Source organism: Polaromonas sp. OV174 (assembly GCF_900112285.1).
Lineage (GTDB): Bacteria > Pseudomonadota > Gammaproteobacteria > Burkholderiales > Burkholderiaceae_C > Polaromonas.
Map to the genome: position 1 here is coordinate 25,225 of NZ_FOKZ01000004.1, position 20,942 is coordinate 46,166.

Below are 20,942 nucleotides of genomic sequence, written 5' to 3' on the forward strand. Positions count from 1 at the left end.
GATAAGTAGGTAGTTGTTCAAAAGTTGTCCCCAAAGTTATGTGACAAACCCAGTTTTTTCAAAAAAATAGTAAAAAAGTACTGCTTTTATGCAAAACTTCTTCTTGGCTTCATGTTTGATTTCGTCTTCGTCATGACTTCTTATTCAGAGTCAGCGCACTCAGCCAGATCAACCGAGAAGCCCCAATCTTGTGGATAACTAGCTGTCACGACTACAATTACGGGTGTCCAAAATTAACAATATCCACAAGCAGCTACAGCCTGCTTTGCACCCGCAGCCTGGTCAAAAGTCGTCATGAGTGAGGCATCCGTCAATAGCCTGAGTCAGGATTTGTGGCAGACCTGTGTTGACCATTTGGCCCAGGAATTACCTGAACAGCAGTTCAACACCTGGATTCGTCCATTGGTGGTCATAGTCGCCCCCGACCTGTCAAAAGTCACCGTTCAGGTTGGTAATCGCTTCAAACTGGACTGGGTTCGGGCCCAGTACGCCGCTCGTATTGCGGCCTTGCTCGAAAAAATATCGGGCCAGCGAATTCCCATAGAGTTAGCGCTCGCTCCCAGGGAAGCGCCTGCAAAATCAGATGTATTGATACGAAAATTTGATGCCATAGGGGTGTCTGAGCCGGCTAACTTGGGTGCGCCCGAGGAAACTGCCGCGTCCGCGTTCAAGAACCGGATCAATACCGCGCTGACCTTCGACACTTTGATTGAAGGCACGGCCAACCGCATGGGCCGGGCTGCCGCGCTTCATGTGGCCAGCAGTCTGGGTCAGCTTTACAACCCTTTGTTTATCTATGGCGGCGTCGGTCTGGGCAAGACCCATTTGATGCATGCCATCGGCAACAAACTGTTGGCGGATAACCCTGCGGCCAAAGTTCTCTACATCCATGCGGAGCAATTTGTATCGGATGTGGTTAAAGCCTATCAGCGCAAGACTTTTGACGAGTTCAAAGAGCGTTATCACTCGCTGGATTTGCTGCTGATCGACGATGTGCAGTTTCTGGCCAACAAGGATCGCACTCAGGAGGAGTTTTTCAACGCCTTTGAGGCCTTGCTGACTAAAAAATCACACATCGTGATGACCAGCGACACTTATCCCAAGGGTTTGACCGACATCCATGAACGCCTGGTGTCGCGCTTCGATTCCGGTCTGACGGTGGCCATTGAGCCGCCGGAACTGGAAATGCGCGTCGCCATTCTGATTCGCAAGGCCGATACCGAGGGTGCGGTCATGCCCGAAGAGGTGGCATTTTTTGTCGCCAAGAACGTCCGCTCCAACGTGCGTGAGCTGGAAGGCGCCTTGCGCAAAATACTGGCGTACTCGCGTTTCAACCACAAGGAAATCTCGATTCAGCTGGCCCGGGAGGCCCTGCGCGACCTGTTGTCAATCCAGAACCGGCAGATTTCCGTTGAAAACATCCAGAAGACGGTCGCCGACTATTACAAGATCAAGGTCGCCGACATGTATTCCAAGAAGCGGCCAGCCAGCATCGCCAGACCGCGCCAGATTGCCATGTACCTGGCCAAGGAGTTGACGCAAAAGAGCTTGCCGGAAATTGGCGAGCTCTTTGGCGGCCGCGACCACACCACGGTGCTGCATGCGGTACGCAAAATGGCCGCCGAACGCCAGTTGATGACCGAACTCAACCAGCAACTCCACGTGCTGGAGCAAACCCTTAAGGGCTAAAAGAATGCTTTTGTACTCTTTTTCAAAAACCTTGGACCAGACCCAATAATGCTGGGGATAACTTTTTAGCAAGTCATGACTTATCCACAGAAGCAGATGACAATCGAAAGTTGTTCCTGTCCGACAGGATACTTCCGGGGCCTCTGGGCACAAGGTTAAACAAACGCCAAGTATTTGATTTAAAAGGGAAAAATCACGCTATCCACAGATAGTGGCGGCCCTTATCACTACTACTAATTTGAATTAAAGAATTAAAGATAAATACAGAGGAAGACATGATCGTTCTGAAAGCCACTCAAGAAAAAGTGTTGTCGGTGCTGCAATCGGTCGCGGGCATTGTGGAGCGCAGGCACACTTTGCCGATTCTGGCGAATGTGCTGATCCGTAAAACCGGTCCCCAGTTGCAGCTCACGACGAGCGATCTTGAAATTCAGATCCGCACCACAGCCGAACTCGATGGCGACGCCGGCAACTTCACCACCACGGTAGGTGCGCGCAAGCTCATAGACATTCTGCGTTCCATGCCCAGCGACCAAACCGTATCGCTGGAGTCGGCGCAAAACAAGCTGATCCTGAAAGGCGGAAAAAGCCGCTTTACTTTGCAGACGTTGCCGGCGGAAGACTTTCCGCTGGTGCAAGAGGCCGCCAATTTTGGTCCGGCCTTCGCGGTACCGCAAAAAGTGCTCAAGGAATTGCTGAATCAGGTGTCGTTTGCCATGGCGGTGCATGACATTCGCTACTACCTCAACGGTATTTTGTTTGTTGCCGAAGGCAAGCAGCTGAGCCTGGTCGCCACCGACGGCCACAGGCTGGCCTTTTCTTCCGCCACGCTGGATGTTGAAGTGCCCAAGCAGGAAGTCATCTTGCCGCGCAAGACGGTGCTGGAAATGCAGCGCCTGCTCAGCGACAAGGAAGGCGCGATCGAAATGCAATTTGCCGGCAACCAAGCCAAGTTCAGTTTTGAGGGCATGGAGTTTGTGACGAAGCTGGTCGAAGGCAAATTCCCCGACTACAACCGCGTGATTCCCAAAAACCACAAGAACATCATCACGCTGGGCCGCGTGCCCCTGCTGGCCAGCCTGCAGCGCACCGCGATTTTGACCAGCGAAAAGTTCAAGGGCGTGCGACTGAACATCGAGCCCGGCACTTTGCGTGTGGCCTCGAACAACGCCGAGCAGGAAGAAGCGGTCGACGAGCTGGATATCGATTACGGCGGCGACGCCATCGAAATCGGCTTCAACGTCACCTACCTGATTGATGCGCTGGCCAATATGGACCAGGACATGGTGAAAATCGAGCTGGCGGACTCCAATAGCTCGGCCCTGCTCACCATTCCCGACGACACGGCTTTCAAATATGTCGTGATGCCGATGCGAATTTGACGCGCGGCTTGCACCAGAGCGCGTCAAAAACTGCCAACAGACCCGCTTGCCGAAGCGGGTTTGGTCATTGAAGAGATTGAAGAAATTGGGAATAGCTGGCCATGACTGAAGAAAACAAAGCAAACGAAGCCGATCAAGTGAACGTCAACGACGGTGCTGCGGGCGAGGGAAGCTCCAATTTCCAGCCAAAAATCGACACCAATCAGGCCGGCGCCTCTGAAGCCTATGGCGAAGGCTCGATCCAGATCCTGGAAGGTCTGGAAGCCGTGCGCAAGCGTCCCGGCATGTACATCGGCGATACCTCCGATGGCACCGGACTGCACCATCTGGTGTTCGAGGTTGTGGATAACTCCATCGACGAGTCGCTGGCCGGTCATTGCGATGATATTTTGGTCACCATTCACTCCGACAATTCCATCAGCGTGGTCGATAACGGCCGCGGGATTCCGACCGGCGTAAAGATGGACGACAAGCACGAGCCCAAACGCTCGGCAGCCGAAATTGCCCTGACCGAGCTGCATGCCGGCGGCAAGTTCAACCAGAACAGCTACAAGGTTTCGGGCGGCCTGCATGGCGTGGGCGTGAGCTGCGTGAACGCACTGAGCAAAATGCTGCGCCTGACGATTCGTCGTGACGGCAAGGTGCACACCATGGAGTTTTCCAAGGGCTTTGTGCAAAACCGCATCATCGAGACCGTCGATGGGGTGGAAATTTCCCCGATGAAGGTGATGGGCGACACCGACAAGCGCGGTACCGAAGTTCACTTTTTGCCCGACACCGACATCTTCAAGGAAAACAACGATTTCCATTACGAGATTCTGAGCAAGCGCTTGCGCGAGCTGAGCTTTCTGAATAACGGCGTGCGGATTCGCCTGAAGGATGAGCGCAGCGGCAAGGAAGACGACTTCGCCGGCGCCGATGGCGTCAAGGGCTTTGTCGGATTTATCAACAAGGGCAAAACCATATTGCACCCCAATGTGTTTGCCGCCATGGGTGATCGCCAGAGCGACCAGGGCACAAACATCGGTGTCGAAGTCGCCATGCAGTGGAACAGCGGCTACAGCGAGCAGGTGCTGTGTTTCACCAACAATATTCCGCAGCGCGACGGCGGCACCCACCTGACCGGCTTGCGCGCCGCCATGACGCGCGTCATCAACAAATACATCGACGACAGCGAGTTGGCCAAAAAGGCCAAGGTTGAAGTCACCGGTGACGACATGCGCGAAGGCTTGTGCTGCGTGCTGAGCGTGAAAGTGCCAGAGCCCAAGTTTTCCAGCCAGACCAAGGACAAGCTGGTGTCCAGCGAAGTGCGCGGCCCGGTCGAAGACATCGTCAGCCGTTTGCTGCACGACTACCTGCAAGAACGCCCCAACGACGCCAAGATCATCGTTGGCAAGATCATTGAAGCGGCGCGTGCCCGCGAAGCCGCTCGCAAAGCCCGCGACATGACACGCCGCAAAGGCGTGCTCGACGGCATGGGCCTGCCCGGCAAGCTGGCCGACTGCCAGGAAAAAGACCCGGCCGGTTGCGAAATCTACCTGGTCGAGGGTGACTCCGCCGGCGGCTCCGCCAAGCAGGGCCGCGACCGTAAGTTCCAGGCCATCTTGCCCTTGCGCGGCAAGATCCTGAACGTGGAAAAAGCGCGCTACGAAAAGCTGCTGACCAGCAATGAAATCCTGACCTTGATCACCGCCTTGGGCACCGGCATTGGCAAGGGCGGCGGCGTGGGCGGAACGCCGGGCGCGGACGACTTCAACGTCGCCAAGCTGCGCTACCACCGCATCATCATCATGACCGATGCTGACGTTGACGGCGCCCACATTCGCACCTTGCTGCTGACCTTCTTCTATCGCCAGATGCCCGAACTGGTGGAGCGCGGCCACATCTACATTGCCCAGCCACCGCTGTACAAGGTCAAGGCCGGCAAGGAAGAGCAATACCTCAAAGACACCGCGGCCCTCGACGGCTTCTTGCTGCGCATTGCGCTGAAAGATGCGGTGGTGCAAACCGGCGCCGATGAAAACGTCGTGCTGACGGGCGACACCCTGGCCGAACTGGCGCGCAAGCACCAGCTGGCCGAGTCGGTGATTGCCCGCCTGCGCGGCTTCATGGATGCCGAAGCCCTGCGCGCGATTGCCGATGGCGTGTCGCTCAATCTGGACACGGTGGCCGATGCCGAAGCCTCTGCGATTGCCCTGCAAGCCAAGCTGCGCGAACTGAACACCACCGGCGCGCCTGCCGACGTGGCTGGCGAGTTTGATGTGCGCAGCGACAAACCGATTCTGCGCATCAGCCGCCGCCACCACGGCAACGTGAAAAGCAGCGTGCTGACGCAAGACTTTGTGCACGGCGCCGATTACGCCGCGCTGGCCGAAGCCGCCACCACCTTCAAGGATTTGATAGGCGATGGCGCAAAAGTCATGCGCGGTGAAGGCGAGCGCAGAAAAGAAGAAAAAATCGGCGACTTCCGCCAGGCCATGAAATGGTTGATAGGCCAGGCCGAAAACGCCACCTCGCGCCAGCGCTACAAAGGACTGGGCGAGATGAACCCGGCCCAGTTGTGGGAAACCACCATGGACCCGCAAGTGCGCCGCCTGCTCAAGGTGCAGATCGACGACGCCATCGAGGCCGACCGCGTGTTCACCATGCTGATGGGCGACGAGGTCGAGCCGCGCCGCGAATTCATTGAACAAAATGCCTTGCGGGCAGCCAATATTGACGCTTGATAGGCAGGTGGGGTTTCCGTGAGTCTCACCGCCGTCATCGACTTTGAGACCACCGGTATTTCGCCCGCCTGCGGCGACCGTGCCACCGAGGTGGCCATCGTGCTGCTGGAAAACGGCCGGGTGGTGGACCGCTTCCAGAGCCTGATGAATGCCGGCGTGCGCATTCCGGCCTTCATCACCCAGCTCACCGGCATCACCAATGCCATGGTGGCCGCCGCGCCGGCTGCGGAAAAAGTGATGGGCGAGGCCAGCCGCTTTGTGGGCCAGGCGCCGCTGGTGGCGCACAACGCCGCCTTTGACCGCAAGTTCTGGCAGGCCGAATTGCAGCGCGCCGGGCTGGATGCGCCGCAGCCTTTTATCTGCACCTTGCTGCTGTCACGCCGACTTTATCCACAGGCGCCCAATCACAAGCTGGGCTCGCTGGTCGATTACCACCGCTTGCCGAAAACCGGCCAGGCGCACCGGGCGCTGGCCGATGCCGAAATGGCCGCCGAGTTGCTGGGCCAGATTCAGCGCGATCTGCAGTCCCGTCACGGCGTGGCCGGCATGGATCACGCCTTGTTGATGGCCTTGCAGCGCTGCGCCAAATCCGCCGTCAACAGCTTTATGGCGCGCTATGCGTAGTCATCACTTTCAAATTGCTATTGTTTTTGTAGCTGGTGGTGCTCTAGCCATATGCCATAGAGCCCTAAAACACTCATCATTTCGCCATGAATACCCACGTCCACCCCGCCACGCCACCGTCCACCCATGACAGCACCCGTATCGACGACCTGCGCATCAGCGCCGTGCGTCCGCTGATCACGCCGGCCTTGCTGGAGGAGTGGCTGCCCGTGCCCGAGGCCGCGCAGCGGCTGGTCGAGCACAGCCGCGCTGCCATCTCGCGCGTGTTGCATGGCGCCGACGACCGGCTGGTCGTCGTGGTCGGGCCCTGCTCGATTCACGACCACGACCAGGCCATGGACTACGCGCGCCAACTGAAGGCGCAAGCCGACGCCCTGGCCGGCGAACTGCTGGTGGTGATGCGCGTGTATTTTGAAAAGCCGCGCACCACCGTGGGCTGGAAGGGTTACATCAACGACCCGCACATGGACGGCAGCTTCGCCATCAACGAAGGGCTGGAAATGGCGCGCAAGCTGCTGCTGGACGTGCTGGACCTGGGCCTGCCGGTGGGCACCGAGTTTCTGGATTTGCTCAGCCCGCAGTTCATCAGCGATCTGGTGAGCTGGGGCGCGATTGGCGCGCGCACCACTGAAAGCCAAAGCCACCGCCAGCTGGCCAGCGGCCTGAGCTGCCCGGTCGGTTTCAAGAACGGCACCGACGGCGGCGTGAAGGTGGCCACCGACGCCATCCAGGCGGCCCAGTCCGCCCATGCCTTCATGGGCATGACCAAGATGGGGCAGTCGGCGATTTTTGAAACCCGTGGCAACCACGACTGCCATGTGATTCTGCGCGGCGGCAAGCAGCCCAATTATTTCAAGGCCGACGTGGACGCGACCTGTGGACAACTTCGGGCCGCCGGTCTGCGCGAGCAACTGATGATTGACGTTTCGCACGCCAACAGCAGCAAGCAGCACCAGCGCCAGATCAGCGTGGCCGCCGATGTGGCTAGCCAGGTGGCGGCGGGCGACGCCCGCATCATGGGCGTGATGATTGAAAGCCATCTGCATGAAGGCCGGCAGGACATTGTTCCCGGCCAGAGCCTGAAGCACGGCGTATCTGTGACCGATGCCTGCATCAGTTTTGAGCAGACGGTGCCGGTGTTGCAGGGCTTGGCCGCTGCTGTGCGGGCGCGACGGGCTGCCGCTTGACGCTTTATTAAGCGCTTGCCGAATTCAAGCCAGGTCTGCCCCTAGTCGTTTATTGGCAAGGAATGCGGAACTGCTGGTCGCGCAGTTTTTTCTTTTCCGCCGATATCCAGTCTTGCCTTTGTGCGCCTTGAGGCTGACGGGCCATCGCGTCCAAGCGCTTGATTTGTTCATCGAGGTTGGCGCAGATGAGTTTGGTTGAGTTGAGCGCTGGGCCGCTTTGCGTGACGACGACTGTTTGCTCAAACGTGGTTTCGCTGTCGGTATTGGCTGATGGGCGAACCGCGGCCATCAGGTTGTGGTCGTTTCTCGTCGTGACCCGGCTGGCAACGGCGCCTTGGGCGCACGCGCCGTCGCCGTAACTTGTCTTGCCATTGACGACGCATTTGGTGACCGTGCGTGTGCTGGACTCGCTGGTTTGCGGATAGTCGTAACTGGGTGCTGCCTGATGCGGGCTTGCTGGCGCGGCGCGCCTCACTGCCGCGGGCAGTTCGCTGGGTGATTGTGGATAACTCTGCTGCTTGGCGGCAAGGGCCGGGACCGGTGACTTGAGTTTCCAGTCCGCCACCTGGTAGAGCAGGAAAAGGATGGCGACAAAGATGAGCACCTTGCTCAGGGTGCTGAAGCGATCGGGCGGTGGGCTGAAAGGGCGCTGGCGCCTCTCTTCATGCATGTAGTCCCGGTCCATCAAGCCCATTGTTGCCTCCCTTTGCTTCTGTCTTTGTAGGCCGACCTTACCGCAAGCGCATGCTTGACAAGGTCTTAATGTCTCCGGCCACAGCCCAAGGTAGATGGCTGCACACCAATAAATTCAAGAGAAATAAGCCTTTTGCGTATATAGCACGGGCGTCACCAGCTATTAAAAAAATAGCGTTTTGGTGAACGCCGTCACATAATCAAGCTCTCTTCGTTTTTTGTCTCAAGGCAACACCATGGGCATGCTGATTCTGGGCTTGGTTCTTTTTCTAGGCGTGCATTCCACGCGCATCGTGGCCGATGGCTGGCGCACGGCCATGATAGGCCGCGTTGGCGAGCGGGCGTGGAAGGGCGGCTATGCCTTGCTGTCCATAGTCGGCTTTGTGTTGATCGTCTGGGGCTTTGGCCTGGCGCGGCAGCAGCCGGTGCAGCTGTGGATGCCGCCCCGGGGCATGCGGCATCTGGCTTCCTTGCTGACACTGATCGCCTTCATCCTGCTGGCGGCCACTTATGTGCCGCGCAACGCCATCAAGGCGCGGCTGCATCACCCCATGGTGCTGGCGGTCAAGGTCTGGGCGTTGGCGCATTTGCTGGCCAATGGCAACGTGGCGCATGTGGTGTTGTTCGGCTCCTTCCTGGTGTGGGCGGCGCTGAGCTTTCGTGCGGCGCGCTCGCGTGACCGGGCGGCCGGCACGGTGTACCCGGCCGGGACCATGTCTGCCACGGTGACGACGGTGCTGGTCGGCACGGTGGCCTGGGCCGTCTTTGCGTTCTGGGCGCACGGATTGTTGATCGGTATCCGGCCTGTAGGTTGAGGCTGATGCCGCATCGAAGTCCGGCGGCGTTATTGAAGTGGTGGCGTTGGGCGGTTTGACCTAGTCGGCGATGGCAGTCTTGATCCAGGCGATGACCTCATCGCTGGCGTTGCGCGGCGTGTCCAGGTGGCCGCCCGAGACTTCCAGGTATTTGTTTTTCGGATTGGCGGGCAGCTTGTCGACGTAATAGGCTTTGACCCGCTTGAACATCGGGTCCTTTTCGCCGATCACCGTCATCACCGCGGTCGTGGCCGGCACGCGCGGCGCGCTCAGCGACATCTCGGCATCGCCCTGGGGATCGAAGTAAGACAGGTAATCCTTGGAGCTGGTGATGATGGTTTGTTGGCGGCCCTGGTTGATGTCGCTGAAATGCTCGCGCGAATCGCCCTTGCCGGCGGCTACCAGAGCGCGTGCCTCGTCTATGCTGTCGTGCACCACCTGGCTCTTGAGCACGCTGTAGTAGGTCACCGGTGAATGTCCGGGTGCCAGCAGCACCAGCGCATCAACATTGCCGGCGCGCACCGCATGGCTGAGCGCCGCGGGCACCCCCATGCTGTGGCCGACGATGACGATTTTGCTCGCGCCTTGTTCGCGCAAGGTTTTCACATGGCCGGCCACTTCGGCCATGGCCTGGTCCCAGTGGCCATCGAGGTAGCGGCCGCGCGACCAGGGCATGTCGGGCACAGCGGCCAGCCAGCCCTGGCGCTCGAAAGTGGCTTTCATGGGGCTGAAATTGGGGTCCATATTGTTGCCCGGGCTTTTGCCGTGCAGCATCAGCACGCCGATGCGCGGCTGGGCATGGGCGGCGTTACTGCCAAAACCAAAGACGACGGCAAGGCAAAGGCTGAGGACCAAGAGCAGGCGATGACGCATGGCGGGACTTTCTGGTGGATCAGGCGCTGGCAGGGTTTGAACCCATGCTGTCATGGGTTCGCGGTGGCAGTCGGCTCAATTTAGCGGCATCCGTCAGCCGTGTCAGTCGGGTTTTCACGCGGGCGCGGCCAGCCCTGAGAGGCCCAGGCTGGTTGGATTTTTGGGGCCACAGGGCCATACTGGGGCCGCTGGCGGAACGCGGTGTTCGGCCCGCACTCGAGGAGAAAACACCATGCTGGACTGGGTTGGATACCGTAAGGAGTTGATGGGCAGCATCGGGGAGGTGGGGCGTTTGAGCCCCGACACGCTCAAGGGCTACCAGGTGCTGTCGGGGGCCGGTGAGAAGACCGGCCACCTGGACGCCAAGACGCGGGAGCTGATTGCGCTGGCCGTGGCGGTGACGACACGCTGTGACGGCTGCATCACGGTGCACACCACGCAGGCGCTGAAACAGGGCGCCACCAAGGAAGAGATTGCCGAGGCGCTGGGGGTAGCCGTGGCCATGAATGCCGGCGCCGCCATGGTTTATTCGGCCCGCGTGATGGATGCCGTCCACGCCAACCAGGCCAGCTGACGGGCACTATCGCACCGGGATTTTTCCGGTTTAAGAGCGAAAAATGGCTCTGGCCAAGGCAGAGCGGGCGCAGCCAGCTATCAAATCAGGAGTTTGACTGGGCCGGCCGGCTGCTGCTTTATTTCGCGTCTGGCAGCTCTATCTTCACTTCCAGCACATCGAGGTTGTCCTGGCGCTCCAGGTTGACCTTGATGTCGTCGGGATTGATGTGGATGTACTTGGAGATCACCGCAATCAGGTCGCGCTGCAGCGCCGGCAGGTAGTCGGGCTCGTGGCTGTGGCGACCCGAGCGCTCGTGCGCCAGGATAATTTGCAGCCGCTCTTTGGCGACCGAGGCGGTTTTCTTTTTCTCGCCCAGCAGAAATGACAGGAATGAGGCCATGGTGTTTTATTTCCCCCCGAACAGGCGCTTGAGAAAACCGGGTTTTTGGGCGTCGGTAAAGCGCATCGGCTTGTCTTCGCCCATGAAACGGTCGATCACGTCTTTGTAGGCTTCGGAGACATCACTGCCCGCCATGTGCACCGCCGGCACGCCCTGGTTGGAGGCTTGCAGCACCGCCTCGGACTCGGGAATCACGCCTATCAGCTTGATGCGCAGGATGTCCTGGATGTCTTCGAGCGAGAGCATTTGCCCCTGGTCGACCCGGCTGGGGTTGTAGCGGGTGATCAAGAGGTGTTCCTTGATCGGGTCGTCGCCGTTGATGGCGCGCTGGGTCTTGCTGGCCAGCATGCCCAGGATGCGGTCGGAGTCGCGCACCGAGGAGACCTCGGGGTTGGTCACCACCAGGGCTTCGTCGGCGAAATGCATGGCCATCAGGGCGCCGGTTTCTATGCCGGCGGGCGAGTCGCAGACGATGTATTCAAAGTCCATGGCGGCCAGATCCTGCAGGATTTTCTCCACGCCGGCCTGGGTCAATGCGTCCTTGTCGCGGGTCTGCGAGGCCGCCAGCACAAACAGGGTGGGGCACTGCTTGTCCTTGATGAGGGCCTGGTTCAGCGTGGCCTCGCCCTGGATGACGTTGACCAGGTCGTAGACCACGCGGCGTTCGCAACCCATGATGAGGTCCAGGTTGCGCAGGCCGACGTCGAAATCTATGACGGCGGTTTTGTGGCCGCGTAGCGCCAGGCCGGTGGCAAAGCTGGCGCTGGTGGTGGTTTTGCCCACGCCGCCCTTGCCGGAGGTGACCACAATGATTTTTGCCATTTGTAAAAGTCCTTTTGAAAACAAAGAAGGGTGTCGGGGACGGGTGGATGCGGGTTCGCGCCTTAGGCGAAACGAGGGCTGCGGGAGCGCTTCATGTCAGCACACTCATCACCAGCTTGTCGCCCTCGGGGCCTGGCACCAGCCGCACTTGCGTGGGATGGCCGGCCACGCCGGGTGGCAGCGGATTTTCACTGGTGCGGTAAACGCCGGCGATGGACAGCAGCTCGGCCTCCAGCGCCAACGCAAAGATGCGCGCCTCGGTGTTGCCGCGCGCGCCGGCCATGGCCTTGCCGCGTAGCGGCGCATAGACATGGATGTGGCCGTCGGCAATCACTTCGGCGCCGGCATTGACCATGGCCAGCACGATCAGGTCGCGGCCACGGGCATAGACCTGCTGGCCAGAGCGCAGCGGCTTGTCTATGACCAGGGCGCCCAAAGGCGCTGCCGGGGTGGGCGCAGGAGCCGGTTCGCTGGGCGGCGGCGGGACATGGCGGGGGCTGGTCAGGTGGGCGTCTGGCGCCGGCAGCAGGCCGGCTTGCAGGGCGGCTGCCATTTGCGCGGGGTTGCCGTTTTTGACGGAAATCGGCACCAGCTGGTAATGGCCCAGGAGGCTGATGAGGGCGGAAAAATCGATCGCGTTGCTGTCATCGGCGCCTGGCTTGGCTTGCAGCGGCGCCAGATCGATCATCAGCGCGTCCTGGTCGAAGAAATCGGGCGTGTCGCCGAAGCGCTGTGCCAGTTCGCGCGCGAGCGCCTCAAGGTCGGTGGATTTGAGCAGCAGCGCCACCAGCGGCAGGTTGGCACTTTTGATCTCAAAAGTGACGGGGGCCGTGGCCGGGATGGCAACAGTCATGGGCAATGCCGGGTCAGGGGCGCGACGTGGCGTGGGTGGGGTTGGCCGGCCTGGCTGCGGCTGGCGCCTGGCCGCTCACCGGAGCGGCCTTTTTTTGTCTGGGAAGGATGGTGCATTGAATGCATGCGGATTGCGCTCACATAAAAACTTGAGAACAAAAAAGCCATTATCCCGGAACTTGCGGGATGTTTTGGAGCAGATGCTTGTAAGCGCCTGTTTACGTTGGCGCGAGGCGCTGGCCGGCCTTATAGATGGATCTCGGCCGCCAGCGGGGCATGGTCTGACAGATGCGACCAGGGTTTGCTGGGCAGCACCACGGGGGCATGGGCCAGCGCATTGCGCACGTAGATGCGGTCCAGTCGCAGCAACGGCAGGCGCGCCGGAAAGGTGCGCGCCGCCTGGCCGTGGGCTTGCACGAACACCTCGTGCAGGTCGGCGCCGCGCTTGAGCTGGGCGTGGGCACGGTGGCGCCAGTCATTGAAGTCGCCGGCCACCACCAGGGGCGCGCGGGCCGGGATGTCTTTGCGCACCAGATCGCACAGCATCTTGATCTGCTGGGTGCGATGGGCTTCCATCAGGCCCAGGTGCACGCAGATGGCATGGATGTTTTTGCTGTGGCCAGGCAGTTGCAGCTCGCAGTGCAAGAGGCCGCGCCGTTCCGGGCCGCTGATGGAGACATCGTGGTTTTCGAAACGCACGATGGGAAATTTGGACAGCACGGCGTTGCCATGGTGGCCGTTGGTGTAGACGGCGTTGCGGCCGTAGGCAAATTCGGGCCAGATCGTGTCGGCCAGAAATTCGTAATGCGGCGCGTCGGGGTAGTTGTCGAACTTTTCGGCGTGCTTGCGGTGGGTGCCCGTGACCTCTTGCAGAAACACCACATCCGCACCCACGCTGCGTACGGCTTCGCGCAATTCGGTGAGTATGAATTTGCGGTTGAAAAACGTGAAGCCCTTGTGGATGTTGACGGTCAGAACCTTGAAGGAGAACGCCGCATCGGCGCTGGTCGCGGCCTTGACGACAGGCTTGCGGCGCGCGCGTGTATCAGTAGCAGAAGGTGACATAAGAGGGAGGCAACAGACGGCAGACAAGTAGTTTGGCTATTGTCTGCCTGTGAGCAAGCCTGCGTTGTAGGACGGGCTCTTTTTTGTGACGGGCTGACGCGGGCGCTGCCTGGATGTCGTCAAAATTTAATAAAAAGTGGCTATAGCCCAATAAGGACGAGCGCCACCAGCTATTAAATTAATAGTTGATGGCGCACCAAGGGCGGCACAGTCGCACCAGCCTTCACAAGGGTATTAGCCTTTGTGATGCATGCCGCCTGGGTGATGGCCGCGGCCGTCGCGGCCGCCGGAGCGCTTGTGCTCGGCATCAAAGACTTTTTGCTGCTCGGGGCTCAAGGCGGCATAAAAGGCCTTGGTGGCATCGCCGCGCTGGTCCATGGCTGCGTTCATGTCGGCCATGCGCTGGGTGCGCAGGGCGCGCATTTTGTCGATGCGCTCGGGCGTCGTCAGCTTGTCGAATTCGGCGCGCTGCTCGGCCGTGGGGCGCTGACCCATGTGGGCGGGCGGTTTCATGGCCGTGGTGTAGCTGGTCCAAGCGCCTTCCTGGGCTGGCGTGAGCTTGAGCTTGGCCTTCAGCTCGGCCTGGCGTTTGGCCATCCAGGCCTGCATTTTGGCCGGATCGTGACGGCCCATTTTGTGATGATCACCGGCGTGCGCCGTGGCTGGTTTGGTGGCTGCGGCCGGGGCCGCCGCCGGTGCTGCGGGCGCACCCTGTGCCATGGCGCTGGCGCCTGCGGTGGCCAGCAGGCCGGCCAGAAGCAGACCATTCAGGGAAGCAAGAGGTTTGAGGGCGAATTTCATGGAAACTTCCTTTCGGGGAGTAGACGCCTGGCACCAGTGACGTGACATACGGCTTTTGGCTACAGGTTGAAAGCAAGTTTGGCGGCCCCGTGTATACGCACCATTGCGCAGCGGTGATGGTTTGTAAAGTTGGGTGAGCGCCGGGTGAACCCGCGGCCGGGCGGCGTTCAGGACGTGCCGCGCAGCAGCGTTTCAAACAGGCTCTCGTCGCCCATTTGCCCGCCCTTGAGCATGAGCTCCATGCCGTCCAGCCTGGCCTGGTCGCTATGCAGGCGGCATAGCGCCACGCCGGGCGCCAGCTGCGCCTGGTAGCTCAGGCCCCAGGCCTGGAGCGCCTGCACGGCGTGGCTGGAGGTGTCGCCACCGGCAATGCCCAGGCGCCGCAGCGGCGCGGCCTCAAGCACTTGCGCCAGCAACTCGCCGCAGGCCGGTGCCAGGGCCCGCGCCGGCCTGGCGCTCTGGCGCTCGCTGTCGTCGCTGGCGGTACAGGCCAGCACATGCTGGCCCTGACGCAGCAGGCCGGCGATCTGCGCGGCCATTTGTGCCAGGTAGGCCGGGTCCTCGCACAGGCGCGGCGCATCCAGCGGCAGCTGCCGGTAGGAGCTGGCGGCCTTGATCTGACGCGCCGTCATGGGCGACAGACTGCCCGCCAGCACCAGCACCGGGCCGTCGGCCGGGGCAATGGTCGCCGGCTGGGTATCCAGGCTGCTTTGCCAATGCGCCGCCAGCGCCTGCACCACGCTGCTGGGCCCAACGGCCAGCAGGCGCTGGCGCTGGGCCTGCTGCCAGATCAGCCGGCCGACGGGGGCGAGGTGCGCGCTGTCGCCGATGTCAAACAGCACGGCGGTTGGCGTTTCTGTTTCAAGCAGCGTGTCCAGCTGTCGCTCCAGTGCCTCGTCGTCCTGCGCGTAGTCGGGGTAGGCGATGGCGCTGATGTGCGGCAAGCCTTGCTGCGCCAGGTGCAGGCGCAGGTCGGCCTCATGCATGGGCGTGACCGGATGCTGGCGCATGGTCGGGTGGCGGTCGATGCGGTGGATCTCTGGCCCGGCGCTGGCAAACAGGTTGCCGAACACGCAGTAGCGGCGCAGATTGGGTTGGCCGCCGACTATGGGCACGAATAAGTTATCCACATGCGGTCTGAGCAGCTGTATGGCCGCACCAATGCTGCCCATGTGCGGCGCGCTGTCGAAAGTGGAGCAGGTCTTGTAGTGAACGACAGGCGCTTGCAGGGCGGCGAACAGTTCGCCGACAGGCGTCAATTCGAGCTGCATTTCTGCCGGCGTCATGGCGCGCGCCGCACCGGCAATGCCCAGGCAGTCCAGCGGGCCGGCGCGCTGCAGCTGTGCGGCCGTCGGCAGGCCCAGGAACAGCAGGGTGCGCAGGCCGGCGCGCGCGGCCGTGGCGAGGGTGTCGGTGGCGCCGGTGAAGTCGTCGCCGTAGTAGGCGATCTTCAAGTCGCGCTGTTCCTGTGCGCTCATGCCTGCCTCACTTGCCAAAAAAGGCCAGCGCGGCGGCCAGCTCGGGCGCCTGGCGCGCGTAGTCGGCCAGAGCAACACCTTCGCGCGCGGCGGCCCAGGCCTGGCGAATGCTGGCCACGCCGGCGGCCGCACCGCCCGGGTGCGCCAAGATGCCGCCGCCAGACATGAAGAGCAAATCCTCGCTGTTGATGGCGGACCAGGTGGCGGGCACGGTGCCGGCCCACTGCCCCGAAGAGAAGGCGGGCATGACGCGGTCGTCCAGGCCCTCGCTTAGCGGCGTGTAGCAATCGTGCGCCGATTCGATGACTTCCGCATCGGGCTGCGAGAACTTGCCTTGCAGACCGTGCACATGCATGTGATCGACGCCGGCCAGGCGCCACAGCGTCTGGTAGGCCTGAAACGACATTCCCAGCAGCGGATGGCGCGAGATGGCGCCGTAGCCGTTGCGGTGGCCGTGGATGGCCAAGCCGGTGTGGCGGCGCAGCGTCTGCATGCCGGAATGGCCGCACCAGTTGAGGCTGGCCATGACGCAGCTGCCACCTTCGCGTTCGATGAGGTCGGCATGGCGTTTCATGGCGTCGGTTTCGTCGGTGATGTTGAAAGCCATCATCACGTGCTTGCCGCTGCGTTGCTGGTGCTCACGAATGACGGCCATCACGGCCGGCACGCGCTGCGCCAGCGGCGCATGCAGCGGGTCGGCGCAGACCTCGTCGTCCTTGATGAAGTCCACTCCCGCAGCGCACAGACTAGCCACCAGTTCCGCGGTCTGTTCGGCGGAAAAACCCACATTGGGCTTGATGATGGTGCCGACCAGCGCATCACGGCTCACGCCGGTGCGCCGACGTGTGCCGGCAATGCCGACCTTGGGTAGCTCGAACTGCGCGCGATAGGCGGCGGGCAGCTTCATGGACTCCAGGCGCAGGCCGCTGGCTTCGCCCAGGTCGTAGAGATTGCCTGAGACGGTGGCGGCCAGTGTCGGCAGGTTGGCGCCGACGTTGGCGACCGGAAAGGAGATGCGTACGCGGGCGCGCCGCCACGGGCCATTGTGGCCCTTGCGTTCCAGCAGGGCGTTGGCCAGACTGGGGGCGTTCACCGCTTCGAGTTCGGTGATGGACTCGACGGTGGCGCGGGCGCGCAGGCGCAGCTCGTCGGTCTCGCCCGCCACGCGGGTGAAGGTGCCGCAGGACTGCTCGCCCGCCATCACCTCGGCGACATGTTCAGGCGCCAGCGGCGTTTCAATCAGATAAGTGGCTTCAAAGCGGTCGGCAGTCATGGGCGGCGTTTCAGGGTTGGCTCAGATCAGGAAAAGGGCGGACGGGATCGGTGACACCGTCCCAGCCTTCGGAAGACTGGCGTATCAGGTCAAACATCTTGCCCTTGGGGCCGGCCACTTCGGACAGCTCTATGACGGTGCCGGGGTGGTATTCGGTGTCGAAATAAATGAAGCGGCCATTGACGCCGACTTCACCGCTCATCACCGGCTTGAAGCCCTGCTTGAGCAGGCGTTCCAGGTCGGCGTCGTAGTGGCTGGTCCAGTAGGCGACATGCTGCAGACCGGTGCGGCCGGCTTGCAGAAAGTCGCGGTACATGGAGGGCACGTCGTTGCGGGTCTGGATCAGCTCGACCTGTACAAAGCCGGAGTTGGCCAGCGCCACGGAGTTGTGCGGCTCGTGCGCTTCGCCCTTGTACGTGTAGTTCTTGATAGGCACCTTGGGGTTGTAAAACCAGGGGCCGACACCTAACGTTTCGCTCCAGTATTTCATGGCGGCTTCGATGTCGTGAACGACGTAACCCAGCTGGCGGATTTCTCCGAAATGGCGACTCATGTTGTGATCCGTTGTTAAAGAGTTAAGGGGATGGAAAAGGCGGGCGCGGTGCGCTTATTTCAGGAAACCGGTGGAGATCCAGGGAATGGCCGCCACCAGCGCCAGGCCCACCAGCAGCGCGGCCATATAGCCCCCGATGTACTTCAGGCCTTCATTGGGGTCGACCTTGGCCACCGCGCAGGCGCCGTAGTAGCCCACGCCTATGGGCGGCGCGAACAGGCCTATGCCCATGGCGAAGATCACCACCATGGAGTAGTGCACCGGATGCACGCCGACCTGTGACGCGATGGGAAAGAGCAGGGGGCCGAACAGCACGATGGCGGGAATGCCTTCGAGCACGCAGCCGAGCACGATGAAGGCCAGGATGGACACGGCCAGGAAGCCGTAGCTGCCGCCGGGAATGTTTTTCATCAACTGGGCCAGGTCGGTGGAGAATCCCGACTGCGTCAGGCCCCAGGCCATGGCGGTGGCGCAGCCGACGATGAACATGATGGCGCCCGACAGCGAGGCGGTTTCTATCAGCATGGGCTTGAGCCGGCGCCAGTCGAACTGGCGGTAGATCAGCAGGCCGGCGAGCACGGAATACACCACGCCTATGGTTGACACCTCGGTGGCCGTGGCCACGCCTTCGACCACCGCGGCGCGTATCACGAAGGGCAGGGCGATGGCGGGCAGCGCAATGACAAAAAACTTGCCGATCTGGCTCTTGCTGTAGCGCGTGACGCCGCTCAGGTCTTCCTTGCGGTAGCGCCACCAGACCACGCTGCACAGACACAGACCCAGCACCAGCGCCGGCAGCATGCCGCCCGTGAACAGCGCGGCAATCGAGACGCCGGTGACCGAGCCTATGGTGATCAGCACGATGGACGGCGGAATGGTTTCCGTCTGCGCGCCTGTGGCCGACAGCAGCGCCACCAGATCGCCGGGTTTGGCGCCGCGCTTTTTCATTTCTGGAAACAGCACGGGCGCGATCGCCGCCATGTCGGCAATCTTGGAGCCCGAGATGCCGGAGACCAGGTACATGGCGCCTATCAGCACGTAGCTGAGGCCGCCGCGCACATGGCCCAGCAGACTGGCCAGAAACTGGATCATGGCCTTGGCCATGCCGGTCATCTCTATCAAGGCGCCCAGGAAGATGAACAGCGGCACCGCCAGCATGATCAGGTGCGACATGCCCTCGTCCATGCGGCCCACCATCACGACCATGGGCGTTTGCGTGGTGAGTGCCAGATAGCCAAAGGTGGCCAGCGCAAACGAGAAGGCGATGGGCACGCCCAGAAACACATTGACGGCCACCACGACTAGGAAAAACACCACCAGGTTGAGCTTGCCCAAGTGGGTAAAAACCGGCTGGGCCAGCCAGAAGATTCCCACCATGAGAGCCGAGACGCCCACCGTCAGGGCGATGTTCTTGAGGCTGGAAAAACGGAACAGGCGCAGCAGGCCGAAGACCCCCATCAGGGCAATGCCCACGGGAATGGCGGAAGCGCGCCAGGCGTTGCTGATTTCCAGTGCCGGCGTGACGATGTAAGACTCTTCGTCGGCGTATTCATAAGCCGGCAGCATGACCATGACGATAAAGGCCAGCGAGGCACTGATGGCCAGGGCTTCCAGCACGGCACGCGCTTGCGCGCTGACCTTGCTCACCACCGCCGTCATGCGCATGTGTTCGCCGCGGCGCAGGGCCACCACGGCGCCCAGCATGGACAGCCAGAGGAAAAAGATGGAGGCCAGCTCGTCCGACCAGACCAGCGGCGCATGAAACACATAGCGCGAGACCACGCCCGCAAACAGGATGATGATTTCGACCAGCACGATGGCGGCGGCGATGGCTTCGATCACGGCGCCGAATTGCTTGTCAATGCGGCTGGCCAGCCCGCTCAAGGGATTGGCGGGCGGCGCGTTGACGTCTATGGCGGGTGCGTGGGACATGGGCGAATGCTTTCTTCAGGGCAGGGTCCAGCCGGCGCGGCAGCGCCGGTGGTGCGTCTCAGGACGCAGGGGGAAGCAAGAGTCGCCGCTGCGACCCTTTGTCAACTCAGGCCAGTTTGCCGACCGATTGCTCCAGCAGGCCCCAGGCCTCATTGCCGAAACGGCCTTTCCACTCGCTGTAAAAGCCGGACTCGCGCAGCTTGGCGCGAAAGCTCTCCGAGGTCGGGCGGTTGATGCTCAGGCCCTTGGCTTCCAGATCGGAGACGACCGAGTCGTTGAGTTTTTTGATGTCCTCGCGCTGCTTCATGCCGGACTCGTTGATGGCGGCGGCCACGATGGTTTTCAGGTCGGCCGGCAGGCGGTCCCAGGCCTTGCCGTTGGCGATGAACCAGTAACCGTCCCAGATGTGGTTGGTCAATGAGCAGAACTTTTGCACTTCGTAGAGCTTGGCGACCTGGATGATGGGCAGGGGGTTTTCCTGCGCGTCAACGATCTTGGTTTGCAGCGAGGAATAGACCTCGCTGAACTGCAGGCTGGCCGGCGCGGCGCCCAGGCCCTTGAACATGGAGATAGACAGCGGGCTGACCGGCACGCGGATCTTCAGGCCGTCCAGATCCTTGGCCGACGTCACGGCGGCCTTGCTGCTGGTGGTCTGGCGAAAGCCGTTGTCCCACATCTTGTCGAAGGCGTAGAGGCGCATCTTGCCTATGGCCGCACGCACATGGGCGCCCAGCTTGCCATCCATGGCGTTCCAGACCTGGTTGTAGTCGGAGAAGGCGAAACCGACGGCGTTGATAGCGGCGACCGGCACCAAGGTGGCGATCACCAGCGCCGAGGGCGTGAAGAACTCGATGCCGCCCGAGCGCACCTGGGCCAGCATGTCGGTGTCGCCGCCCAGCTGGTTGTTCGGGAAGATCTTGATTTCGACCCGGCCCTTGGTTTCCTTCAGGATGCGGTCGGCCGCTTCCTGGGCGCGGATGTTGAGCGGGTGGGTCACCGGCAGGTTGTTGCCGTATTTGTAGCTGAACTCGGCGGCGCGTGCCATGGAGGGCAGGGCGGCGGCAATGCCGGCAGCGGGTACGGCGGACAGGCTGCGCAAAACACTGCGGCGGGTAACTTGGCTCATGGTTGTCTCCAGTTTTGTTTTGATGCGTTTTGAGGCATCATTGGATAAATAGCATCGCAACGATAGGTGCTAGATGCTAAATCGTCAAATCAAAA

At 61.4% G+C, this 20,942-nt stretch carries 19 protein-coding genes; 7 read left to right on the forward strand and 12 right to left on the reverse strand.

All coding sequences use genetic code 11. The features are described 5' to 3' along the window. The first annotated feature begins 294 nt into the window (after window positions 1–294). From dnaA to BM160_RS04840, 5 genes are all read left to right on the forward strand, one after another. On the forward strand, window positions 295–1,689 hold the full coding sequence (gene dnaA, locus BM160_RS04820) for a chromosomal replication initiator protein DnaA (RefSeq protein WP_092001379.1): 1,395 nt from the start codon (window positions 295–297) through the stop codon (window positions 1,687–1,689). Between the two features lie 275 nt (window positions 1,690–1,964). Next, window positions 1,965–3,071 carry a DNA polymerase III subunit beta gene (dnaN, locus tag BM160_RS04825; protein WP_092001382.1) on the forward strand — a complete coding sequence of 369 codons (1,107 nt, stop codon included), beginning with the start codon at window positions 1,965–1,967 and terminating at the stop codon, window positions 3,069–3,071. 101 nt (window positions 3,072–3,172) lie between these two features. Continuing rightward, complete coding sequence (gyrB, locus tag BM160_RS04830) at window positions 3,173–5,797, forward strand: DNA topoisomerase (ATP-hydrolyzing) subunit B (RefSeq protein WP_092001387.1); 2,625 nt, start codon at window positions 3,173–3,175, stop codon at window positions 5,795–5,797. 18 nt (window positions 5,798–5,815) lie between these two features. Further along, complete coding sequence (locus BM160_RS04835) at window positions 5,816–6,421, forward strand: 3'-5' exonuclease (protein ID WP_092001391.1); 606 nt, start codon at window positions 5,816–5,818, stop codon at window positions 6,419–6,421. Between the two features lie 86 nt (window positions 6,422–6,507). Then, window positions 6,508–7,608, forward strand: coding sequence for a 3-deoxy-7-phosphoheptulonate synthase (locus BM160_RS04840; RefSeq protein WP_092001396.1), 1,101 nt, complete (start codon window positions 6,508–6,510; stop codon window positions 7,606–7,608). Between the two features lie 49 nt (window positions 7,609–7,657). Here BM160_RS04840 and BM160_RS04845 read toward each other — a convergent pair whose 3' ends face one another. After that, on the reverse strand, window positions 7,658–8,293 hold the full coding sequence (locus BM160_RS04845; protein WP_177218914.1) for a hypothetical protein: 636 nt from the start codon (window positions 8,291–8,293) through the stop codon (window positions 7,658–7,660). A gap of 244 nt (window positions 8,294–8,537) precedes the next feature. Here BM160_RS04845 and BM160_RS04850 point away from each other — a divergent pair, with 244 nt between their 5' ends. Next, entirely contained in the window at window positions 8,538–9,116 is a 579-nt protein-coding gene (locus BM160_RS04850; RefSeq protein WP_092001402.1) for an NnrU family protein, read from the forward strand. A 60-nt stretch (window positions 9,117–9,176) separates the two neighbouring features. Here the strand turns inward: BM160_RS04850 and BM160_RS04855 are convergent, their stop codons facing one another. Beyond that, window positions 9,177–9,989: an alpha/beta fold hydrolase gene (locus tag BM160_RS04855; RefSeq protein ID WP_092001407.1), complete on the reverse strand. Its 813-nt coding sequence runs from the start codon at window positions 9,987–9,989 to the stop codon at window positions 9,177–9,179. Window positions 9,990–10,221: 232 nt separating this feature from the next. Between BM160_RS04855 and BM160_RS04860 the strand changes: the two genes are divergently transcribed. Further along, complete coding sequence (locus BM160_RS04860) at window positions 10,222–10,563, forward strand: carboxymuconolactone decarboxylase family protein (RefSeq protein ID WP_092001410.1); 342 nt, start codon at window positions 10,222–10,224, stop codon at window positions 10,561–10,563. A gap of 118 nt (window positions 10,564–10,681) precedes the next feature. On the opposite strand, the gene minE is transcribed toward BM160_RS04860, so the two are convergent. From minE to BM160_RS04910, 10 genes are all read right to left on the reverse strand, one after another. After that, entirely contained in the window at window positions 10,682–10,945 is a 264-nt protein-coding gene (gene minE / locus BM160_RS04865) for a cell division topological specificity factor MinE (RefSeq protein WP_092001412.1), read from the reverse strand. 6 nt (window positions 10,946–10,951) lie between these two features. Continuing rightward, on the reverse strand, window positions 10,952–11,767 hold the full coding sequence (gene minD / locus BM160_RS04870; RefSeq protein WP_092001415.1) for a septum site-determining protein MinD: 816 nt from the start codon (window positions 11,765–11,767) through the stop codon (window positions 10,952–10,954). Between the two features lie 91 nt (window positions 11,768–11,858). Next, window positions 11,859–12,620: a septum site-determining protein MinC gene (gene minC, locus BM160_RS04875; RefSeq protein WP_092001418.1), complete on the reverse strand. Its 762-nt coding sequence runs from the start codon at window positions 12,618–12,620 to the stop codon at window positions 11,859–11,861. A 245-nt stretch (window positions 12,621–12,865) separates the two neighbouring features. Continuing rightward, complete coding sequence (locus BM160_RS04880; RefSeq protein WP_092001421.1) at window positions 12,866–13,684, reverse strand: endonuclease/exonuclease/phosphatase family protein; 819 nt, start codon at window positions 13,682–13,684, stop codon at window positions 12,866–12,868. 234 nt (window positions 13,685–13,918) lie between these two features. Beyond that, complete coding sequence (locus tag BM160_RS04885; RefSeq protein ID WP_092001424.1) at window positions 13,919–14,485, reverse strand: Spy/CpxP family protein refolding chaperone; 567 nt, start codon at window positions 14,483–14,485, stop codon at window positions 13,919–13,921. Window positions 14,486–14,652: 167 nt separating this feature from the next. Then, window positions 14,653–15,963: a four-carbon acid sugar kinase family protein gene (locus BM160_RS04890; protein ID WP_092001427.1), complete on the reverse strand. Its 1,311-nt coding sequence runs from the start codon at window positions 15,961–15,963 to the stop codon at window positions 14,653–14,655. A 7-nt stretch (window positions 15,964–15,970) separates the two neighbouring features. Next, a complete protein-coding gene (locus tag BM160_RS04895; protein WP_092001431.1) occupies window positions 15,971–17,236 on the reverse strand; it encodes a ribulose-bisphosphate carboxylase large subunit family protein in 1,266 nt (421 codons plus the stop codon). 10 nt (window positions 17,237–17,246) lie between these two features. Next, window positions 17,247–17,789: a VOC family protein gene (locus BM160_RS04900; protein ID WP_092001434.1), complete on the reverse strand. Its 543-nt coding sequence runs from the start codon at window positions 17,787–17,789 to the stop codon at window positions 17,247–17,249. Window positions 17,790–17,843: 54 nt separating this feature from the next. Next, window positions 17,844–19,721, reverse strand: coding sequence for a TRAP transporter large permease (locus BM160_RS04905; protein WP_092001437.1), 1,878 nt, complete (start codon window positions 19,719–19,721; stop codon window positions 17,844–17,846). Window positions 19,722–19,827: 106 nt separating this feature from the next. Beyond that, on the reverse strand, window positions 19,828–20,847 hold the full coding sequence (locus BM160_RS04910) for a TRAP transporter substrate-binding protein (RefSeq protein WP_092001440.1): 1,020 nt from the start codon (window positions 20,845–20,847) through the stop codon (window positions 19,828–19,830). Window positions 20,848–20,942: the final 95 nt, after the last annotated feature.

What these genes read in the sequence shown, in the direction of transcription:
- BM160_RS04880 (WP_092001421.1), bottom strand. Translation starts at nt 13,684, where the DNA reads ATGTCACCTTCTGCTACTGATACACGCGCGCGCCGCAAGCCTGTCGTC.
- minC (WP_092001418.1), bottom strand. Translation starts at nt 12,620, where the DNA reads ATGACTGTTGCCATCCCGGCCACGGCCCCCGTCACTTTTGAGATCAAA.
- BM160_RS04855 (WP_092001407.1), bottom strand. Translation starts at nt 9,989, where the DNA reads ATGCGTCATCGCCTGCTCTTGGTCCTCAGCCTTTGCCTTGCCGTCGTC.
- BM160_RS04885 (WP_092001424.1), bottom strand. Translation starts at nt 14,485, where the DNA reads ATGAAATTCGCCCTCAAACCTCTTGCTTCCCTGAATGGTCTGCTTCTG.
- dnaA (WP_092001379.1), top strand. Translation starts at nt 295, where the DNA reads ATGAGTGAGGCATCCGTCAATAGCCTGAGTCAGGATTTGTGGCAGACC.
- minD (WP_092001415.1), bottom strand. Translation starts at nt 11,767, where the DNA reads ATGGCAAAAATCATTGTGGTCACCTCCGGCAAGGGCGGCGTGGGCAAA.
- gyrB (WP_092001387.1), top strand. Translation starts at nt 3,173, where the DNA reads ATGACTGAAGAAAACAAAGCAAACGAAGCCGATCAAGTGAACGTCAAC.
- BM160_RS04910 (WP_092001440.1), bottom strand. Translation starts at nt 20,847, where the DNA reads ATGAGCCAAGTTACCCGCCGCAGTGTTTTGCGCAGCCTGTCCGCCGTA.
- BM160_RS04850 (WP_092001402.1), top strand. Translation starts at nt 8,538, where the DNA reads ATGGGCATGCTGATTCTGGGCTTGGTTCTTTTTCTAGGCGTGCATTCC.
- BM160_RS04860 (WP_092001410.1), top strand. Translation starts at nt 10,222, where the DNA reads ATGCTGGACTGGGTTGGATACCGTAAGGAGTTGATGGGCAGCATCGGG.
- BM160_RS04905 (WP_092001437.1), bottom strand. Translation starts at nt 19,721, where the DNA reads ATGTCCCACGCACCCGCCATAGACGTCAACGCGCCGCCCGCCAATCCC.
- BM160_RS04900 (WP_092001434.1), bottom strand. Translation starts at nt 17,789, where the DNA reads ATGAGTCGCCATTTCGGAGAAATCCGCCAGCTGGGTTACGTCGTTCAC.
- BM160_RS04895 (WP_092001431.1), bottom strand. Translation starts at nt 17,236, where the DNA reads ATGACTGCCGACCGCTTTGAAGCCACTTATCTGATTGAAACGCCGCTG.
- minE (WP_092001412.1), bottom strand. Translation starts at nt 10,945, where the DNA reads ATGGCCTCATTCCTGTCATTTCTGCTGGGCGAGAAAAAGAAAACCGCC.
- BM160_RS04890 (WP_092001427.1), bottom strand. Translation starts at nt 15,963, where the DNA reads ATGAGCGCACAGGAACAGCGCGACTTGAAGATCGCCTACTACGGCGAC.
- BM160_RS04845 (WP_177218914.1), bottom strand. Translation starts at nt 8,293, where the DNA reads ATGGACCGGGACTACATGCATGAAGAGAGGCGCCAGCGCCCTTTCAGC.
- BM160_RS04840 (WP_092001396.1), top strand. Translation starts at nt 6,508, where the DNA reads ATGAATACCCACGTCCACCCCGCCACGCCACCGTCCACCCATGACAGC.
- dnaN (WP_092001382.1), top strand. Translation starts at nt 1,965, where the DNA reads ATGATCGTTCTGAAAGCCACTCAAGAAAAAGTGTTGTCGGTGCTGCAA.